The 18638-nt window shown below is 71.6% G+C and carries 19 protein-coding genes and 1 pseudogene; 10 read left to right on the top strand and 10 right to left on the bottom strand.

From position 1 onward, the window contains the following. A partial coding sequence (gene tnpA, locus AC6EXY_RS28025) for an IS200/IS605 family transposase (RefSeq protein ID WP_499818946.1) occupies positions 1 to 229 on the bottom strand: 229 nt, incomplete at its 3' end. Positions 230 to 349: 120 nt separating this feature from the next. On the opposite strand from tnpA, the gene AC6EXY_RS28020 reads away from it, so the two are divergent. The 4 genes and pseudogenes from AC6EXY_RS28020 to AC6EXY_RS28005 all read left to right on the top strand — a co-directional run bounded on the left by AC6EXY_RS28020 (position 350) and on the right by AC6EXY_RS28005 (position 4561). Next, on the top strand, positions 350 to 1507 hold the full coding sequence (locus AC6EXY_RS28020) for a CaiB/BaiF CoA transferase family protein (protein WP_499818945.1): 1158 nt from the start codon (positions 350 to 352) through the stop codon (positions 1505 to 1507). Beyond that, a pseudogene (locus AC6EXY_RS28015) lies at positions 1500 to 2776 on the top strand (CaiB/BaiF CoA transferase family protein). The gene AC6EXY_RS28020 and the pseudogene AC6EXY_RS28015 overlap by 8 nt, the downstream one beginning before the upstream one ends. Continuing rightward, positions 2773 to 3762, top strand: a complete 990-nt coding sequence (locus AC6EXY_RS28010; RefSeq protein WP_115537913.1) for a PaaI family thioesterase — start codon at positions 2773 to 2775, stop codon at positions 3760 to 3762. Before AC6EXY_RS28015 ends, AC6EXY_RS28010 begins: the two are co-directional and overlap by 4 nt. A gap of 34 nt (positions 3763 to 3796) precedes the next feature. Then, the gene (locus AC6EXY_RS28005) at positions 3797 to 4561 is read left to right on the top strand and encodes a FadR/GntR family transcriptional regulator (protein ID WP_133150549.1); all 765 of its coding nucleotides are present in this window, start codon (positions 3797 to 3799) and stop codon (positions 4559 to 4561) included. Here the strand turns inward: AC6EXY_RS28005 and AC6EXY_RS28000 are convergent. Continuing rightward, entirely contained in the window at positions 4516 to 5298 is a 783-nt protein-coding gene (locus AC6EXY_RS28000) for a FadR/GntR family transcriptional regulator (RefSeq protein WP_165818200.1), read from the bottom strand. The two genes, AC6EXY_RS28005 and AC6EXY_RS28000, sit on opposite strands and share 46 nt — an antisense overlap. 29 nt (positions 5299 to 5327) lie before the next feature. After that, positions 5328 to 6290 carry a cupin domain-containing protein gene (locus AC6EXY_RS27995; RefSeq protein ID WP_101829948.1) on the bottom strand — a complete coding sequence of 321 codons (963 nt, stop codon included), beginning with the start codon at positions 6288 to 6290 and terminating at the stop codon, positions 5328 to 5330. Between the two features lie 95 nt (positions 6291 to 6385). On the opposite strand from AC6EXY_RS27995, the gene AC6EXY_RS27990 reads away from it, so the two are divergent. Together AC6EXY_RS27990 and AC6EXY_RS27985 are read left to right on the top strand one after the other, a co-directional pair. Further along, complete coding sequence (locus tag AC6EXY_RS27990) at positions 6386 to 8092, top strand: FAD-dependent monooxygenase (protein WP_207770124.1); 1707 nt, start codon at positions 6386 to 6388, stop codon at positions 8090 to 8092. Then, the gene (locus AC6EXY_RS27985) at positions 8089 to 8979 is read left to right on the top strand and encodes a fumarylacetoacetate hydrolase family protein (protein WP_101829947.1); all 891 of its coding nucleotides are present in this window, start codon (positions 8089 to 8091) and stop codon (positions 8977 to 8979) included. Before AC6EXY_RS27990 ends, AC6EXY_RS27985 begins: the two co-directional genes overlap by 4 nt. A 142-nt stretch (positions 8980 to 9121) precedes the next feature. On the opposite strand, the gene AC6EXY_RS27980 is transcribed toward AC6EXY_RS27985, so the two are convergent. Continuing rightward, on the bottom strand, positions 9122 to 9820 hold the full coding sequence (locus AC6EXY_RS27980; protein WP_243407100.1) for an LLM class flavin-dependent oxidoreductase: 699 nt from the start codon (positions 9818 to 9820) through the stop codon (positions 9122 to 9124). 489 nt (positions 9821 to 10309) lie between these two features. Between AC6EXY_RS27980 and AC6EXY_RS27975 the strand changes: the two genes are divergently transcribed. The 3 genes from AC6EXY_RS27975 to AC6EXY_RS27965 all read left to right on the top strand — a co-directional run bounded on the left by AC6EXY_RS27975 (position 10310) and on the right by AC6EXY_RS27965 (position 12080). Beyond that, positions 10310 to 10537 carry a response regulator transcription factor gene (locus AC6EXY_RS27975; protein WP_341477173.1) on the top strand — a complete coding sequence of 76 codons (228 nt, stop codon included), beginning with the start codon at positions 10310 to 10312 and terminating at the stop codon, positions 10535 to 10537. A gap of 513 nt (positions 10538 to 11050) precedes the next feature. Continuing rightward, positions 11051 to 11179, top strand: coding sequence for a hypothetical protein (locus AC6EXY_RS27970; RefSeq protein ID WP_279354582.1), 129 nt, complete (start codon positions 11051 to 11053; stop codon positions 11177 to 11179). 142 nt (positions 11180 to 11321) lie between these two features. Beyond that, on the top strand, positions 11322 to 12080 hold the full coding sequence (locus tag AC6EXY_RS27965; protein ID WP_101829945.1) for an IclR family transcriptional regulator: 759 nt from the start codon (positions 11322 to 11324) through the stop codon (positions 12078 to 12080). 4 nt (positions 12081 to 12084) lie between these two features. Here the strand turns inward: AC6EXY_RS27965 and AC6EXY_RS27960 are convergent, their stop codons facing one another. The 6 genes from AC6EXY_RS27960 to AC6EXY_RS27935 all read right to left on the bottom strand — a co-directional run bounded on the left by AC6EXY_RS27960 (position 12085) and on the right by AC6EXY_RS27935 (position 16768). Continuing rightward, positions 12085 to 13026, bottom strand: coding sequence for a MurR/RpiR family transcriptional regulator (locus tag AC6EXY_RS27960; protein WP_165818199.1), 942 nt, complete (start codon positions 13024 to 13026; stop codon positions 12085 to 12087). Continuing rightward, positions 13019 to 13441 carry a DUF3830 family protein gene (locus AC6EXY_RS27955; RefSeq protein ID WP_101829943.1) on the bottom strand — a complete coding sequence of 141 codons (423 nt, stop codon included), beginning with the start codon at positions 13439 to 13441 and terminating at the stop codon, positions 13019 to 13021. The genes AC6EXY_RS27960 and AC6EXY_RS27955 overlap by 8 nt, the downstream gene beginning before the upstream one ends. Before the next feature lie 34 nt (positions 13442 to 13475). Beyond that, positions 13476 to 13964 (bottom strand): cucumopine synthase-related protein, encoded by a 489-nt coding sequence (locus AC6EXY_RS27950; protein ID WP_207770123.1) that lies wholly within the window; start codon positions 13962 to 13964, stop codon positions 13476 to 13478. A 44-nt stretch (positions 13965 to 14008) separates the two neighbouring features. Then, positions 14009 to 14761: an amino acid ABC transporter ATP-binding protein gene (locus AC6EXY_RS27945; protein ID WP_499818962.1), complete on the bottom strand. Its 753-nt coding sequence runs from the start codon at positions 14759 to 14761 to the stop codon at positions 14009 to 14011. A gap of 86 nt (positions 14762 to 14847) precedes the next feature. Continuing rightward, a complete protein-coding gene (locus AC6EXY_RS27940) occupies positions 14848 to 15801 on the bottom strand; it encodes an amino acid ABC transporter permease (protein ID WP_207770122.1) in 954 nt (317 codons plus the stop codon). A 19-nt stretch (positions 15802 to 15820) separates the two neighbouring features. After that, complete coding sequence (locus AC6EXY_RS27935; RefSeq protein WP_499818682.1) at positions 15821 to 16768, bottom strand: ABC transporter substrate-binding protein; 948 nt, start codon at positions 16766 to 16768, stop codon at positions 15821 to 15823. 310 nt (positions 16769 to 17078) lie between these two features. On the opposite strand from AC6EXY_RS27935, the gene hutH reads away from it, so the two are divergent. Further along, the gene (gene hutH / locus AC6EXY_RS27930; protein ID WP_499818683.1) at positions 17079 to 18614 is read left to right on the top strand and encodes a histidine ammonia-lyase; all 1536 of its coding nucleotides are present in this window, start codon (positions 17079 to 17081) and stop codon (positions 18612 to 18614) included. Positions 18615 to 18638 lie beyond the last annotated feature (24 nt).

The raw sequence follows: 18638 nt of genomic DNA, 5'->3' as shown, positions 1-18638 counted from the left end.
ACGACGGAGAGTGCTTCGGATGAGCCTTCACGAACAGATGCACGTGGTCGGGCTCGATCTCCAACGCAACGATTGGCCAGTCGTGCTCGGCGCACTTCTCGCGAAGCAGCACGTCGAGCCTGTCACGGACCGGGCCGGCGAGCACAGGACGGCGGTATTTCGGGCACCAGACGACGTGGTAGCCGAGGTCGTGGACCCCGCCTGCGTCCGCTGTCACCTGCCTGCCCATGCCACCGACTATACCAGCGCGGCCTGTATAACCACCGCCGGTGCGTTCTCGTACCGGATTCCCCTGTCGTCTAAAGGCGACAGTCCCCTGCGGAGGTATTTGATGGAGCGGAGTCCCGACATGACGGCGACACCCGACCCGGCGACGACACCCGGGCCGCTGGGCACGTTACGGATCCTGGACTTCACGACCATGATGTCCGGGCCGATGGCCACCCGGCTGTTCGCCGACCTCGGCGCCGACGTGGTGAAGATCGAACGACCGCCGCGCGGCGACCACAACCGCGGTCGCACGCCGGTGTACGGCGACTCGAGCCGCTTCTTCACCCAGCTCAACGCCGGCAAGCGCTCGGTCGCGCTGAACCTGTCCGACCCGGCCGACGCCGAGCTCGGGCACGCGCTGGCCCGGCGCGCCGACGTCGTCATCGAGAACAACCGGCCGGGCGTCATGGCCAGGCTCGGCTTCGGCTACGAGACGATCCGCCAGGCCAACCCCGGTGTGGTGTACTGCTCGATCTCCGGCTACGGCCAGGACACCTCCGCCGCGGGCCGGGCCGCCTACGCCCCGAACATCCACGCCTCCTGCGGCTACGACCTGGCGAACCTCGGCTACCAGGACGACCAGACCAGGCCGGCGAACACGGCGATCTTCCTGGCGGACGCGCTCGCCGCGATCTATGCTTGCACGGCGATCCAGGCCGCGCTGCTGGCCCGCCACCGCACCGGCGAGGGCCAGTTCATCGACCTGGCGCTGTTCGACGTGATGCTCGGCATGATGACCTTCGAGATGCAGGTCGCGCAGATCCCCGAGGCGCCGCCGCGTTCCGTCTACGTCCCGCTGACGGCCACCGACGGGTTCGTCTCGGTGGCGCCGGTCAGCCAGGACATGTTCCTGGGCCTGACCCGGGCGCTGGGCCGCCCCGAACTCGGCGACGACGAGCGCTTCCGCACCGCGCCGCTGCGCGAGAGGCACTGGAACGAGCTGATGGACATCCTGCGGGCCTGGGCGGCGACGCGGACGTCCGCCGAGTGCCTCCAGACGCTGCTGGCCCACGGGGTCGCGGCTGCGCCGTTCCGGACGCCGAAGGAGGTCATGGCCGACCCGTACCTGGCCGAGCGCGGGGTGCTCAGCCCGCAGACCGACGCCGGTGGCGACTACTACATCTTCAACCCGCCGTACACGTTCGCCGACGGGTCGGTCCACGCCCGCGGGCCGGCGCCCGTCTACGGCGCGGACCGCGACGGCGTGCGCGCCGACTGGCTGGGCGCCGATGAGTAGCGCGGCGCGGCGCGGCGCGGCCGACCGCGACAGGCCGGACCGCGGCGGGCCGCTGGGCGACCTGCGGGTCGTCGAGCTCGCCTCACTCGGGCCGGTGCCCTTCGCCTCGATGGTCCTCGCCGGGCTCGGCGCCGACGTCGTGCGGGTCGACCGATCCGGCGACGTCACCGGCGCGGGCGACGACCGCCCGGGCCAGGTCCGGCCGTTCCAGGAGCAGCGTGGCAAGCGCTCGGTCGCCGTCGACCTGCGCCACCCCGACGGCCCCGGGGCGGTGCTCGACCTGGTGGCGGCGGCGGATGTGTTCCTGGAGGGCTACCGTCCAGGCATCGCCGAGGCGATGGGGCTCGGCCCGTCGCAGTGCCTGGCCCGCAACCCGCGGCTGGTCTACGGCCGGGCGACCGGCTGGGGCCGCAGCGGCCCCTACGCGGGCCTCGCCGGGCACGACATCAACTACCTGGCCGTGTCCGGCCTGCTGGGGACGCTCGGCCCGCCGGACGCTCCGCCCCCGCCGCCGCCCGGCGCGCCGAGCACACCGGCACCGGGCAGGTCGTCGACGTCAGCATGCTGGAGGCGGTGAGCCTGACCTTGACCCGCCTGTACCACGAGCGGGCGCAGGGCAACGTCGTCGACGAGCGGGGCGCGAACCTCGTCGACGGCGGGGCGCCGTTCTACAACACCTACGAGACCGCCGACGGCCGCCACGTCGCCGTCGGCGCGGTGGAGCGCAAGTTCTACGCCGCCCTGCTGGGCATCCTCGGGCTCGACCCGGCGCTCGCCGACACCCAGTGGGACCGGGCCTCGTGGCCGCGGCTGCGCGCGGTGTTCGCCGAGCGGTTCCGCACCGCCCCCCGCGACGCGTGGACGGCGGCCGGCGCGCGGGTCGACGCCTGTGTGTCCCCGGTGCTCTCCCCCGGCGAGGCCGTCGCCGACGAGCACAATCGAGCCGTGGACCTGTTCACCGACCACGGCGGCGTGCCGACGCCCCGCCCCCTTGCCCGCTTCTCCGTCGACGTCCCGCCGCCCACCCGCCCGCCGGCGCGGGCCGGCGACCACACCGGCGCCGTCCTCGCCGAGTGGGGGATCACCGACGCGCGCGCGGCGGAGCTGTGGCGCTCGGGCGCGATCGTCGAACGCGCCGAGGCGCTGCGCGCCGCCACGGCGGACGCCACCGCCACGGCGGGCGATCAGGCCGCGACGGCCGATCAGGGCACGGCGGCCGGGGCGGACAGCCCGGCCCGCGAGTCCGCCACCGGGGGGGTCGCGCGATGAGCGTGCGCGCGGGGACGTTCGCACCCCGGATCGGGCTGAGTGGTACCCCGATCCCCTTCACCACCCTGGTGGACGCCAATCCCGAGCCGTCGGCGGGCCCCGACCCGTCGACCGGCGCGCCGGTGGCCACCTTCCTGCTGCGGCCCTCACCGTGGCTTGCCGGCCTGTCCGAGCGTGGGCTACCCGCACCCCAGGTGATCGTCGCCGACGTCGCCGCCGGCGCCGCGGCCCTGCTCGACCGCGCCGGCGGGTACCGGGTCATGACCGAGTCGCTGCGCCTCGACCCGCTCGGCGAGGCCGGACCGCGGCTGCGCGCCACCGCGCACGCCTCGGTGGCGCACGGCCCTCGCGCGCTCACCGTCGGCGTCGTCGCATCCCTGCCGGACGCCACTGCGGACGGGAACGGCGCGGAGCGCACCGGCGCGAACGGCGCGCCCCCTGTCTCCGGCGGCGCGGGTGGCGCCGAGGCGGGTAGCGCGGGCCCGGGAGACGGTGGGGACGCCCAGGCGGGAACGGTGGCGGGGCATCTGTCCGCGCGGATCCTCGTGCTCGACCCGCGCCAGGCCGGCGGGCGCGTCGACGCCCCGTCCCGGGTGCCGACGGGGCACACGCCGGCGGTCGAGGACCTGCTGGGCGACGCCACGACGCTGGAGCACGCCGACGCGGACGTGGTCCGGCTGCGCGTGCCGGCGCACGGCGACGTCGGCAACTCCTACGGGTTCATGCACGGCGGCGCCGTCGCGGTGTACACCGACATCGGGCTGGAGTGGCTGCGCGGGCGGCCGGCGCCGGACCTCGCCGGTTCGCGGGTGCTCTCGGTCACCCTCGACTACCTGGCGCCGGTGCGGCTGCGGGGCGCGGTGGGCGTGACCTCGAGGATCGTCGAGCGCGGCGGCGGGCGGGCCATCGTGGCGGTCACGGTGGCCGGCGACGGCGACGCCGCGTGCGCGATCGCGTCCTATACAGTGCGGCTGCGCCGGCGATGACCGGTCGACGCGACGGACAGTGGGAGAACGGGACGTGGAGGGCGACGTCACCACCGATGCGCGGGCGCCGCTGATCCGGCACCGCTCGAACGCCGAGCTCGTCGCGAACCACCTGCGGCACTCGATCGTGCGCGGGGAGCTGCCCGACGGCAGCGCCCTGCCGACCCTGGAGCACCTGCGCCGGCGGTTCGGCGTCGGGCTGCCGGCCACCCGGGAGGCGCTGCGCATCCTCGAGTCCGAGGGGCTCGTCACGGTGCTGCGCGGCAACACCGGCGGGTCCGTCGTGCACGCGCCGAGCCTGTCCGGGGCCGCCTCCCGGCTCGGCATGGTGCTGCGCAGCCAGCAGGTGGACCTCACGGACCTCGCCGGGGCGCTGCGGGCGATCGAACCGGTCTGCGCGCAGCTGTGCGCCGAGCAGTCCGACGAGGCGACGGTGGGCGAGCTCACCGAGCTGATCGAGCAGACCCGCGCCGCCACCGCGGACGAGCACACCGCCATCGCGCTCAACCGCCGCTTCCACGAGACGCTCGCCGAACGCTGCGGGAACCGGACCCTGCAGGCCCTCGTCGGCACGCTGGAGCTGCTGTGGTCGGGGCAGGAGGAGGACTGGGCGCACAACCTGCCGTCCAAGTACACGATGGAGAACCGGCTGGCCGGCATCGCCGCGCACGAGCGGGTGCTCGACCGCATCCGCGCCGGTGACGGGCCCGGCGCCTACCTCGCGATGGGCGAGCACATCGCCGAGGGCTACACCTACGTCGTGCCCGACGAGGGCGCGGCGGGGGGCGCGGGGGCGTAGCGGGTGCCGGCGCTGTGGGCGAGGAAGTAGGCGTGCACCCGGCGCAGGTTCGCCTCCATCTCCGCCACCGCGTCGTCGATGCGCCCGGCGGTGAACAGCGCGAGGAACCGCTCGCGCGAGGTGATCGTCATGTCGCTGCGGATGGGCCCGGCGACGGTTGACACGTCGGCCATGACCGCCATCAGGGAACGCTGCAGCATCTCCAGAACCTTGTTCCCCGTGGCCTGAGCCAGGACGTTGTGGAACTCGATGTTGATCCTGGCCACCGCCGCCCAGTCGCAGGCGGCGGCCCGCTGCCCCGCCTCACGGACGTTGGCGCGCAGGCCGTCGAGGTCGTCCGGGCCGGCACGCTCGGCGGCGACCCGCACGACGGTGCTGCTCAGCCAGACCCGCGCCTCGGTGAGGTCGGCGAGGGTGAACCCGCCTATGCTGATCATGTCGGTGAGGCTGCGGGTGACGGGCTCGGAGCGGCCGACCGAGACGAACGCGCCGCCGAGCTGGCCGCGGCGCAGCTCGATCATGCCGGTGATCTCCAGCATCCGCAGCGCCTCGCGGACCATGTTCCGGCTGACGCCGAACTGCTCGGCCATCGCCCGCTCGGCGGGCAGCCGGTCACCCGGGCGCAGCTCGCCGCCCAGGATCTTGCCCCGGATCTGGCCGACGACCTCGTCGAACGACCGGGTCGCCCGCGCCGGGGCGAAGGCGATCGCCGGCTTGCCGGCGGCAGGGGACACCACGCGCACTCCCGGGGACTGGTGGGATCAGGTTACCCGCCGGCGGTGCGCAGCAGCCCGAGCCGGTCGAGCAGGGGGGCGTCGGTGGCGCGCAGCACCGTCACGTCCGTCTCCGCGGCAATGGTGTGCTCCCACCAGCCCGGCAGCGCGACGACGTCGCCGTACTCGCAGGCGTAGTCGTACTCGCAGGCGTAGTCGTACTCGCGGGTGGTCTCGCTCACCTGCCCGGCCGCGATCCGGGCCTGCCCGCCCAGGGTGACGTACAGGTTGTTCGCGGTCGTGCGCAGCGGTTCGGTCCGGCTGCCCGCCGGCAGGGTCAGTACCTCCAGCCCGATCGAGCGCAGCGCCCCGCCGTGCGGCAGCGCGGTGAGACGCCCCCCGCCCTCGCGCGCCCGCGCCGCCAGGCGCGCCGTGCGCAGCCGCATCGGCGAGTCCGGCTCGGCGCCGTCGACGCGCTGCACGAGGTCCGGGTGCGTCTCGAAGAACATCGGGCCGAGGTGCTGCACGAGCGGCACGTCGAGGATGTCGATCCAGTAGGCCTCGGCCTCGCTGTCGTTACCGTGCCCGTGCCACATCCAGTTCGGGGTCAGCAGGACGTCGCCGGCCTCCATGTCGACGCGGACCCCGTCGACGACCGTGTAGGTGCCCTCGGGCACCTCGAGAGCGACGCGCAGCGCGTTCGGCGTGTGGCGGTGCGCGCGCGGCGACTCGTGCGGCAGCACCATCTGGAACGCGGCCACCAGGTTCGTGGTGGAGGCGTAGTCGTTGCCTTCGTGCGGGTTGACGCAGATGAGGTTGCGGCGCTCGGCGAACTCCACCGAGACGAACCCACCGGCGTCGTGCAGGAAGGCCCGGGCCTCGCGGAAGCGCCACTGGGCGGGCACGAAGTCACGCCTGGGTTCGGGGTACAGCGACGGGGTGGGCTTGGCCCAGCCCGGACCGAAGCTCCGCGTGCCGAGCGCCTCGAAGTAGCCGGCTGGCGCGTGCGTCGTCATCGGTCTGCCCTCCGACCTGGATCCCCGCGGATCTGGCTCTCCGCGGACCAACCGTGTCAGTATGGTTGAACCATTCTGACAATGGGGGGAGATCCGTGCAACCCGCCTGTGACGTCGTGATCATCGGGGCCGGTCCGGTCGGCCTGGCCCTCGCCGGGGACCTGGGCTGGCGGGGGGTGACAAGCCTGCTCGTCGACCGCGGCGACGGCACCATTCACCAGCCGAAGATGGACCTCGTCGGCGTGCGCACGATGGAGTTCTGCCGGCGCTGGGGCATCGTCGAGCGGGTCGAGCAGAGCCCCTACCCGCGCGACTACCCGCAGGACAACGTCTACGTCACCGCCGTCACCGGCTACGAGCTGGGCCGGGAGAGGGTCGCGGCGATGGGGACGTCGTCCCCGCCGCCGCAGAGCCCGCAGAAGCGGGAGCGCTGCCCGCAGGACATGTTCGACCCGATCCTGCAGCGCTTCGTCGCCACCCGTGACGAGGCCACCGTGCGCTACCGGACGGAGTTCGTCGCGGTCACCGAGGACGTCGATCGCGTCGAGGTCACGCTGCGCGACATCGAGTCCGGGCAGACCGAGACGGTGCGGGCGCGCTACCTTGTCGGCGCCGACGGGGCGACGAGTGCCGTGCGCGAGTTCGTGGGCATCCCCATGGAGGGCGAGCGCTCCCTCACCTACACCACGAACATCATCTTTCGCTGCCCGGACTTCGTGTCGCTGCACGACAAGGGCCGGCTGTACCGGTACATCATCATCGGCCAGGAGGGCACCTGGGCCACGATCGTCGCCATCAACGGCAACGACCGCTGGCGGATGTCCATCATCGGGGACACCAACCCGCGACTGTTCTCCCCCGAGGAGATCGACGAGGCGATCCGCCGCGCGGTCGGCGTCGACTTCGACTTCGAGATCGAGAGCGTCGTGCCGTGGACGCGCGGCGAGCTCGTCGCCGCCTCCTACGGCCGCGGCCGGGTGTTCCTCGCCGGCGACGCCGCGCACGTGATGTCGCCGACCGGCGGGTTCGGCATGAACACCGGCATCGGCGACGCGGTGGGGCTGTCCTGGACGCTGGAGGCGAACCTGCGCGGCTGGGGCGGCCCGGGGCTGCTCGACGCGTACGGGCCCGAGCGGCGCCCGGTCGCCCAGCGCAACGCCAGCGAGGCGAGCACGAACCTCGGCCGGATGCTGTCCACCCGTACCACGCTGCGCCCGCCGCCCGAGTTCCTCGACGACACGCCCGCCGGCGCGGCGGCCCGCACCACGCTGGGCGCGACGTTCAGTGAGATCATGAAACACGAGTGGCACACGATGGGCATGCACCTGGGCTACTGGTACGACGACTCCGCCGTTGTCGTATCCGACGGCACCCCCACGCCGCCGGACGAGCGGATGACCTACACCCCGATCAACCGCCCCGGCGCCCGCGCGCCGCACGTGTGGCGCGCGGACGGCAGCTCCACCCTCGACCTGTTCGGCCGCGGTCTCGCGCTGCTGCGCGTCGGCGCGGACGCCCCCAGCGCCGACACGCTCGCGAACGCGGCGCAGACCCTCGGCGTGCCGGTGACCGTCACCGCGATCGACGAGCCGGCCGTCGTCGCGGCCTACGGCAGCGGGCTGACCCTGGTCCGCCCGGACGGCCACACCGCCTACCGGTCGGCGAGCGCGCCGGACCCGGCCGAGGCGGCCCGGATCATCGACATCGTGCGCGGCGCGGCGCCGCGGCCGCTCGCGTCGCCCGCGTCGGCGACGGCAGCAGCGTCGGCGACGGCAGCGGCGACGGAAGGAGTGGGAGCGTGAGGATCGCACGGTACGACGGCGGCCGGATCGGCCTGGTCGACGGCGAGGAGATCGTCGAGGTCACCGACCTCTCGCCGGTCCCGCTCGGTAGCTGGCCGCCCGTCACCGAGATCGCGCTGTACGCGCGGTTCGACCAGCTGCGGCCCGAGCTGGAGCGGCGGCTGGCCACCGGCGCGCGGGTGGCGCTCGCGTCGGTGCGGCTGGAGTCGCCGGTCGGCTGGCCACACCAGCTGCTCGCCTACCCGGCGAACTACCAGGCCCACCGCGAGGAGATGAACTCGCCGAACCGCGCGGACAAGAACGGCTTCTTCCTCAAGGCGACCTCCTCGCTGTCCGGCCCGCGCGACCCGATCGTGCTGCCCGAGCTCGCCGACCGCGAGGTACACCACGAGTGCGAGCTGGCGATCGTCATCGGCCGGCGCGGCCGGCACGTGTCCCGCGAGGACGCCCTCGACCACATCCTCGGCTACAGCTGCCTCATCGACGTCACCGTGCGCGGCACCGAGGAGCGGGTGATGCGCAAGTCCTACGACACGTTCACCCCGCTGGGCCCGTGGATCGTCACCCGCGACGAGATCCCCGACCCCGACGACCTCGATCTGTGGCTCCTCGTCAACGGCGAGGTCCGCCAGCGGGCCAACACCCGCGACCTGCTCGTCGACGTCCGCGGCATGATCGAGCTCGCCACCTCGGTGACGACCCTGGAGCCGGGGGACGTCATCGCCACCGGCACCCCGTCGGGCGTCGGTCCGATCCGCCCGGGCGACGAGGTGCGCATCCACGTCGCGGGCGTCGGCGAGATGACGGTGGCAGTGGTCCAGGGCCGCGGCGGCAGCAACATCGCCTTCGAGTACGCCGCCCGGACCGCCGCGGGCGGCGGTCGCTGAGCGACCCGGGACCACCGCACATCCGCCCCCGTCCAACCCATCAGCATCGAGTGCGTCGGCCTGCCGAGCGCTGCTGGATCGCGACGATGTCGGCGGCCTGCCGCAGGGTGGGAACCTCCAGGAGCATCGTCACCGCCCTTCCTTACCGCCCTTCCTTCGCCGGGCGGCCCGCGGCGAGGATCGGGGCGAGTCGGGTGCACACGGTCTGGATGTGGCGGGCGACGGTCTCTTCCGGCTGGCCACCGACCGAGGCCCACAGGAACACCGTTTCCACGGGGGCGTCCCCGACAAAGTCGAAGATCCGCGCGGCGACAGCCTCGGGGTCCTCACTGACCCACGCCTGGATCCCCCCGGCCATCCGCGCGGCCGCCACGTCGTGGCCCGCCTCGGCCAGCCCGGCCCGGTAGGGCTCCCACAACGCCGCGTCCGCGCTGAGCAGCGACTCGCCGAGAAGCCCGGCGCGGCGCGCGCCCTGCGGGCCCTGATAGCCCATCCAGATCGGCGGCGGATCCTGCACCGGCCGCGGCGTGACACCGCCCGGCGCCCACAAACGGCGGATCTCCCGAGCCCGCTCGTCGGTCTGTGCGTAGCGACGCTGCAGCGAGGCGCCGAACAGCTCGTACTCCGGCACCCGGTAGCCCGCGCCGATCCCGAGGTCGAGCCGCCCGTTCGAGACGAGGTCGACCATCGCCGCCTGCTCGGCGATCTCCGCCGGATGATGCAACGGCGCGATCACGATCGCGGTCCCGATCCGCACCCGCGACGTCCGCGCCGCGATCGCCGCCGCATACGTCAACGGCGCCGCGATGTAGTCGTCATCGAACCGGCGGTCATTGCTCACCGAACTCCTTCCCGAGCCCCGCTCGGGCGGGGATGGCACAACCCTGACCAGCGGATCCCGCCAGATCACGGACCCCGGGCCGGGGCAAGGGATGTCGATGTCGTCGTGCGGCCCGTGATGCACGCGTGCGGTGGCGCCCGGGTCCTATGCCACCCTGGCGGTGAGCACCAGCACCGCCACGCGCAGCCACCATGCCTACGTCGTCGAGGCCGAGGAGCGAGCCAGACGTGCCGATCAGGCCAGGGAGAATGAGGCGAACCGCCGCGTAGCGGAGGAACGGTTGCGGATCGCCCGGGAACTGAGGTCGACGAGTACATCTTCGAGGCGTTGCGGTCAGGGGCCAGTGGCTTCCTGGGCAAGGGCGCGCGCCCGGACGCTCCGATCGACGCGATCCGCACGGTCGCCCGCGGCGATGCGCTGCTGTCGCCTTCGGCCACCCGCAGACTCATCGCCAGATTCCTCATGCTGTAGGACAGCCAGCCGGTCCCGGTGTCGTCGCCGCCCACCACTCTCACCGACCGGGAACGCGAGGTGACCACCGTCGTCGCCGACGGCATGTCCAACATGGAGATCGCCGATCAGCTGACGCTCAGCCCACTCACCGTCAAGACCCACGTCAACCACGCCATGACCAAACTCGGCGCCCGTGACCGCGCTCAACTCGTCGTCCTCGCGTACCAGACCGGCCTGACCCGGGCGTCGTGGCCGCGGTTGTGATCTACCACGTCGATCTGGCACCCGGGATGCCATGAAGCTCTACGTTCCGTGCGCTGTTGACCTCCTGGCGCAGTGGGTGAATGTGGAGCGTCGCAGACGTCACCGCGTTAGCCTGGAGGCTGCACCACGTGAATGCGGACGATGCACGTGACCGCACCGGAACGCCAGCCACCCTCCGCGGTCCCCATCCGCCGGTCATCGGACAGCAGGCAGGGCCAAAGGGGGGAAGGGTGGTTGGCCTTCCCGCGCATCATCGCGCGCCCGGCTCGGGTCGTCGTACGGCCGTCTCCTCTTGCCGCTGGTGGCTCCGCTGCTGCCGGTCGTGGTCGGAGTGCGCCGAATCCTTGTTGCGTCCGGGCCATGGCGTCGTCGACCACGACGGCCGGGTCCCGAGACGGCGACGACGGCGAGGGTCGCCGGGGCCGTGTGAGGGATGCGGGGCGTCGCTGGTGGGCCGGCCGGTGGCCAGGGTGGAACGCCGGCAGGTGTTCGACCTGCCCGAGGTGCGTCCCCATGTCACCGTGGCTCAACGACCATCGCCGGCTGACCATCCGTTACGAACACAACGGCCGTGACTTCCTCGGATTCCTCAGCCTCGCCGCCGCGATGACCTGCTGGAAGAAACTCCCCCACCCCACGTAAGACACGCTCCTGAGTGCAATTCCCAGGCGTGAACAGGAACGGTCAACCGCAAGGGGCCTGACGCTGTGGAAGTCATCAGTCGTGGTGATCTGGTGTTTCTTGGCCATCCAGTGTCCGGGGGAGCCAGCCGTAGAGTGGGCACGTGGGTGTCGTCCCGGCCGCCGAGCAAGCCCTATCCGTCCTCCGTTACCTCGGCGGCCAGGCCAGCCCGATGCCGGCCGCCGCGATCAGCCGTGACCTGCGGCTGCCGCGCTCAACCACGTACCATCTGCTCGACACGCTGATGCGCGCCGGCTTTGTGGTCCACGTGCCGGAGGAGCGGCGGTACGCGCTCGGAGTGGCGGTGTACGAGCTGGCGTCGGGGTACAGCCGGCAGGCGTCGTTGCAGCGAGTAGCCCGCGCACCTCTCGCCGCGCTCGTCGACCGCACCGGCCAGAACGCGCATCTGGCGATCATGCATGGTAGCGACGTCGTGTACGTCATCGAGGAGCGAGCGGCCGGCCGCCCACCGCTGATCACCGACGTCGGTGTCCGGCTGCCCGCGCACATCACCGCGAGTGGCCGGGCGATTCTGGCGCGCCTACCGAACGCGCAGGTCCGCGCGCTGTACCCGAACGCGTCGGCGTTCGTCCTGCGCAACGAGCTCGGCCCGCGGTCGCTCTCGGCGCTACGCCAGCTACTCGTCATCACCCGCCAGCGCGGCTACGCCCTGGAGGACGGCGAGGTGACGACGGAGTTCGCGTCGGTGGCGACGGCCGCGTGTGACCGCACCGGTCACCCTGTCGCGGCGGTGGCCCTGACGTTCCCGAGCGAGGAGATCGACGACCGCGGCCGGGCCCGGCTTGCCGAACAGGTGGCCCGCACGACCGCGGAGCTGAGCCGGCGGCTGGGCGGCGCCTGAGGGCCTACTCCGGGGGGAGGAAGAACTCGTACTCGGCGGCCAGCTCCTCGAGGCGGTCGAGGCGCATCTGGGTCCCCTCCCTGTCGTGGTCAGCGATCAGTTCGAGCAGCGCGGCGGCCATCTGCAACGGTGCGACCTGCGAGTCGAAGACGAAGTCCGGGTTGACCGGGGCGGGAAGGACGATGTCGCCGTAGGGTGCGAGCGGGCTCAGCGCCGAGTCGACGAGCAGCACGACCATCAGCCCCTCCTTCTTCGCGGCCCGCACCGCCAGCAGCGCCTGCGCCGGGTAACGCGGCATGACGATGGCGAGCATCGCCGTCCCGCCGGCCAACCGTGCCTGCGCGATCTTTTCGACCAGATGGCTGTCGCTGCCCCACAACGCCATGACAGACGGGTGGATCTTCGAGGCGAAGAAGGAGAACCAGGAGGCGATCGGCACCGACCCGCGAAACCCGCACACCGGCATCGGCCGGGACGCGGCGAGTGCGGCCGCCGCCTGGTGCAGGACGGACAGGTCGACGAGCTGGTCGCGCAGGAACGTCAGGCTTTCGATGCTGTGCTCGACGGCGACCTGCATGCGGTTCAGGTCCTTGCCCTTGTCGGCCGCCCGGGGACGTGGGGCGAGCACCACCTCGCGGATCGCCTCGATCATCGCCGCGTAGCCGGAGTATCCGACGGCTGTGGCGAACCGGGTGACCGACGGCTGGCTCACGCCGACGCGCGCGGCGAGTTCGACGCTGGACAGGAACGCCACCTCGGAACCGTGGTCGCTGATGTAGCGGGCGATGCGCCGCTGGGCGGGCGTGAGCACGCCCGACCTGATGCCCTCGACGAACAGGTCGTCGACGGTGCCGCCGGCCCGCGGCACCGGTGCGGCGAAGGGCCGGGTCGTATCCCGGCCCTTCGCCGCCCGCGCGGCTCCGTCGGGCGATGCCGACCTAGGCAACGGCCAGCTCGACGATCGCGCCCTGCCGGAGCCATGTCTCCAGGCCCACGAGGCGCATCTCGAGACTCCCCTTGACGACCTCACCTATGTAGGAGATCCGCAGCGGCTCGTCGGCGGTGTCGTCGCCGTAGACGATGCAGAACTGCTGGCGCGGGCTGTAGAAGCAGACGGCCCCGGTGGCCTCGCCCGTCTCCTCGCGGCGCATCCGCCCCACCTCCTCGGTGCGGTACATGTTTTCCCAGGCAGCGACAACCGGGAGCGTGAAGAAGACCATGTCGCCGATCAACTTACCGTGCTGCAGGGTGCTCTTCATCGGTAGCTTCTCACGCAGCGTGGCAGCGAGATTCGGGACCTTGTCCTCCCAGACCTCGATGCGGCAGGCGTCCACTCCGTTGACGGTGAACCTCAGTTCCATGCGGTGACGACCTTTCGGATTCGCGGTGAACGGCTCAGACGACCGCGCGGTCCTTGCGGGGGAAGGCGTTTCCGAGCGCCCACGGATAGACGGCGTCGACAGTCATGTGCAGCCGGTTGGCGTAGGAGATCGCGGCGGAGGTGAGGCGGTGCAGGTCCTGGAGGGACTCCGCGGCGCAGGCGGCCGCGACGTAGGCGTGGATGAGGGATGCCGCGTGCGGGAGTCCGACGAAGTCGAAGAAGTCGGCCTTGTAGCCGATGATCTGCTTGATGATCGACTGCAGTGTGGCGAGGTCGGATGTCTCGATCTCGCAGACCTGGATGACGCCCCAGAGCATCTCGTCGGAGAGAGTACGCGCCTCGCCCTCGGCGAACATCAGGGTGGACAGGTACTGGCCGCGCGCGCCGGTGCCGCGGGGCACCTCGCCGCGGCCGAGCGCCGCCACCTCGTCCGGGATGGTGAGCCAGATGGCCTCCCGCTCGGCTTCGAGCACGGCGATCATGTCATCGACTGTGTTGGACACGGGTTTTCCTTTCACGTGGCCAGGCCGTGTGAACCGCGCTCGGCTCAGAGCACGGCCTTCAGGAAGGCGCGGGTGCGGGGGTTGCACGGGTTGTCGAGGACGTCGGCGGCCGAGCCCTGCTCGACGATGAGGCCGTCGTCCATGAACGACACCGAGGTCGCGATCTCGCGGGCAAACGCGATCTCGTGCGTGACGATCACCATCGTCATCCCGGAGCGGGCGAGGTCGCGCATGACGGCGAGCACCTCCCCGACGAGCTCGGGGTCGAGCGCGCTGGTCGGCTCGTCGAAAAGGATCAGGTTTGGGTCCATCGCGAGCGCCCGGGCGATGGCGACGCGCTGCTGCTGGCCGCCGGACAGCTGCGCCGGGTAGTGGTCGGCGCGTGCGGCCAGCCCGACCCGGTCGAGCAGCTCGAGCGCCTGCCGCCGCGCATCGGCACGGGACATCCTGCGCACCGTCATCGGCGCGCACATCACGTTGTCGGCGGCGGTCAGGTGCGCGAACAGATTGAATCGCTGGAACACCATCCCGAGACCAATGCGGTTGCGGGCGATCTGCCGCTCGGGCAGCTCGACGATGTGGCTGCCCCGCACCGCATGCCCGATCAGCGCGCCGTTGACGACGATGGCGCCGGCGTCGATCGGCTCGAGATGGTTGATGCAGCGCAGCAGCGTCGACTTACCCGACCCCGACGGGCCGATGAGGCAGGCGACACCGCCGTCGGCGACCGCGAAGTCGACGCCGCGCAGCACCTCATGGGAGCCGAAGTACTTCCGCACACCACGGGCGTCCACCATCAGGCGGCTGCCCGGTGTTCCGCCTCGTTCCCGGGGCCCCTGCCCTCCCCCATCGGCGGTGGCCTCCGTTTGCTCGCTCCTCCCGCTCACGCGATCACCGCTTCGTCCGGGATCGGCGCGCGGCGCTTCGCCCGGGTCGGCGCGCCCCGGGAGAAGCGGCGTTCAATGAACATCTGGCCGAACGAGAGCACCGTGGTGAGCGCGAGATACCAGATGCTCACGACGATGAGCAGCGGGATCGTCTCGAAATTGTGCCCGTAGATCGTCTGCGCGGAGTACAGCAGATCGGACAGCGCGATCACACTCACCAACGACGTCAGCTTGAGCATGCCGATGACCTGGTTGCCGGTCGGCGGCACGATGACCCGCATCGCCTGCGGAAGCACGATCTTGCGGGTGACCTGCGGGAACGTCATGGCGAGCGCGCGCGCCGCCTCGACCTGACCCTCATCGACGGACTTCAGCCCGCCGCGCACGATCTCCGCCATGTACGCCGCCTCGTTGAGGCCGAGGCCGAGCAGCGCGGCGGCGTACGGCGTGATGATGGCGGTGGCCGATCCCGAGACGAACGCCGGGCCGCCGAACGGCACACCAACTGACAGCCTCGGGAACAGCGCTGCGAGGTTGTACCAGAAGACAAGTTGGACGAGGACTGGTGTGCCCCGGAAGAACCAGATGTAGCCGCGGGCCGCCCACGAGAGGAACGGGTTCGACGACAGCCGCATCAGGGCGAGGACGATGCCCAGCACGATGCCGACCGCCATGGCGACCGCGGTCAGCCAGCTCGTAAGGACGAGTCCATCGAGGATGGCGCCGTCGAACAGATAGTGCCCGATCTCGCCCCAGCCGACATTCTTGTTCTCCACCAGCACGTCGACGACGACGGCGACCCCCAGCAGGACAATCGCGGCGCCGACCGGCCCCCGGACGCGCCGGGGGTGACGGACCGGCAGCGCGGCGATCTTCGCGGCCTCCAGGTCGGACCCATGCCGGGTGTCCGGCGCGGGCCCGGATCCGGGCCGCTCGTGCTCGCGGCTCATGGACATGGTGGTCGGCCGGTCAGGGCTTCGGCGCGGGTATCGGGTCACTGGCGGCCAGGTTGATGCCCGGTTTCGTCAGCTCCAGTGCCGGCAGGTCCCACCTGCTCATGATCTTGTCGTAGGAGCCGTCGGCGATGATCGTCTTGAGGGCCCCGAGGAACGCCTGCTGCAGCTCGGTGGCCTTCTTGTTGAAGACCATTCCGTTGTAGTACTTCTGCAGCAATGGGTCGGTGACGTAGCGCAGCGGCTTCGGCGCGGCCTTCTGCAACGCTTCGGCGGCGGCGTAGTCGTTGAGCACGAAGTCCACGCGGCCGGAGTACAGCGCGAGCAGCGCGGCATTCGCCGACGGGAACTGCTGGATCTCCACCGGCGGCTTGCCGCTGCTCGCGCAGTGCGGGTTGATCGTCGAGGTGATCTGCTCGGCGAGGTCGAGGCCCTGCTGCGTCGCGGTCTTGAGCCCGCACAGCGTCAGCGGATCGGTGGTGATCGATGTGTTCGTCGCGAGCGTGTAGACCGCGCCGGTCGCGTAGGCGTTGTCGACGAAGGTCACCTGCTTCTCGCGCTCGGTGTTGTCGGAGATGCACTCCATCGCCATGTCGTAACGACCGCTCTGGACGCCCGGGATCAGGCTGTCGAACGCGATCGAGGTGGCGTCGACGCGGACGCCGAGTTTGGTCGCCATCGCGTTCCAGAGGTCGGGCTCGTAGCCGACCATCTTCCCGTTCTCGAGCGTCTCGCACGGCGGATACTCCGCGTCCGTGGCGAGGTGCACGACGCCGGACTTCTTGATGTTCTCCGGAAGCATGTCGTGTAGCGCACTCGACGCGCTGCTCGCGCCCGTCGAGGCCGGCGTGCCGCCGGCTGACGGCGTGCCGCCGCCCGAGCTCGAACACGCGGAGGTGGCCAGCGCCATGGCGGCCACCGCGGCGACGGTGGCGACCGCCGCCTTGACAGTGGGTCGGATCATCTGATCTCCGTCGGTCGTGGGAGCGGGCGACGGCCGGGACCGGCGGGGTCCGATCCGGGCCGCGGCGCTTCCGCTGCATGAATCCATCAATTCATAGATCTTGAATCTCTGAATGCAACAGACACTCACACAGAAATTTTTCATTCACGTTGCGGGGACGGGTCGTCCGCGTCACCAAACGGAATGTCTGAGACCTCAGACAGATGCTGGTCTGGGCGTCCATCCGGGACGGCCAAACATCTCGTATCCCAGACAGTTCTGCGAGTGTCGCGACTACCGCAGCGGCCGTAGTACCCAGAATCATGGGGCCATGGACGAAATCGCCGTCGGCGTCGAGGCGCTGACCGAGGAGCAGGTCGTCGCCGTCGCGCGGCACGACGCCCGCGTGCGCCTGTCGGCCGGGGCCTGTAAGGCCATCACCGACAGCCGGGAGGTCATCGAGGCGCTCGCGGACGACCCGCGGCCGCACTACGGCATCTCCACCGGGTTCGGGGCACTGGCCACGCGGCAGATCGCGCCGGCCGACCGGGCGAAGCTGCAGCGCAGCCTCATCCGCTCGCACGCTGCGGGCTGCGGCCCCGAAGTCGAGCGCGAGGTGGTCCGGGCGCTGATGCTGCTGCGCCTGTCCACCCTGGCCACCGGGCGAACCGGAGTGCGCCTGGAGACGGCCGCGGCCTATGCGGCGATGCTCAACGCGGGCGTCACGCCCGTCGTCCACGACTACGGTTCGCTCGGCTGCTCGGGTGACCTCGCGCCGCTCGCCCACTGCGCGCTCACGGTCATGGGCGAGGGCACCGTCCGCGTCGGCGACGATGTCCTGCCCGCCGCCCAAGCCCTGGCCGCTGCGGGCATCACGCCGGTGGAACTCCGGGAGAAGGAGGGCCTCGCACTCACCAACGGCACCGACGGCATGCTTGGCATGCTGACGCTTGAGACGTACGACCTCGCCCTGCTTCTGCGCACCGCGGACATCAGCGCCGCCCTGAGCGTGGAGGCACAGCTCGCCACCGACGCCGTCTTCGCGGCGGACCTGCAGGCGTTGCGCCCGCACCCGGGGCAGGCCGACAGCGCGGCGAATCTGCGAGCATTGCTCGCCGACTCCGCGATCATGGCCAGCCACCGCGGTCCCGAGTGCACGCGGGTGCAGGACGCGTACTCGCTGCGCTGCTCACCCCAGGTGCATGGTGCCGCGCGGGACACCCTCACCCACGCCCGGACCGTCCGTGATCGTGAGCTCGCGAGCGCCATCGACAACCCGGTCGTCACCGTGGACGGCCGGGTCGAGAGCAACGGCAACTTCCACGGCGCGCCGGTCGCCTACGTGCTCGACTTCCTCGCCATCGCCGTGGCCGACGTGGCATCGATCGCCGAGCGGCGTACCGACCGGTCCCTCGACCCGGCGCGGAACCACGGTCTGCCGAGCTTCCTGGCCGACGACCCCGGCGTCGACTCCGGCTACATGATCGCCCAGTACGCGCAGGCGGCGATCGTCTCGGAGCTCAAGCGGCTGGCGGTGCCGGCATCGGTCGACTCCATCCCCTCCAGCGCGATGCAGGAGGACCACGTGTCGATGGGCTGGTCCGCAGCCCGCAAGCTGCGCCGGGCGGTCGACGGGCTGGCCCAGGTGCTCGCCGTCGAGATCCTCGTCGCGACCCGCGCGTTGGACCTGCGCGCCCCGCTCGAGCCCGCGCCCGCCACCGCCGCCGTGCGCGCCGTCCTCCGCGAGGCCGTCCCCGGGCCCGGGCCCGACCGTTTCCTCGCACCAGACATCGCCGCGACGGTCGATCTCGTCCGGTCCGGCCGCTTCGTCGCGGCCGCCGAGGCCGCCGGCGGCCCACTGCACTGACCCACTGTTCCCGCCGTCGCAGCC

It is taken from the genome of Frankia sp. RB5 (assembly GCF_059816245.1).
This window is presented reverse-complemented; position numbering and strand designations above follow the sequence as displayed.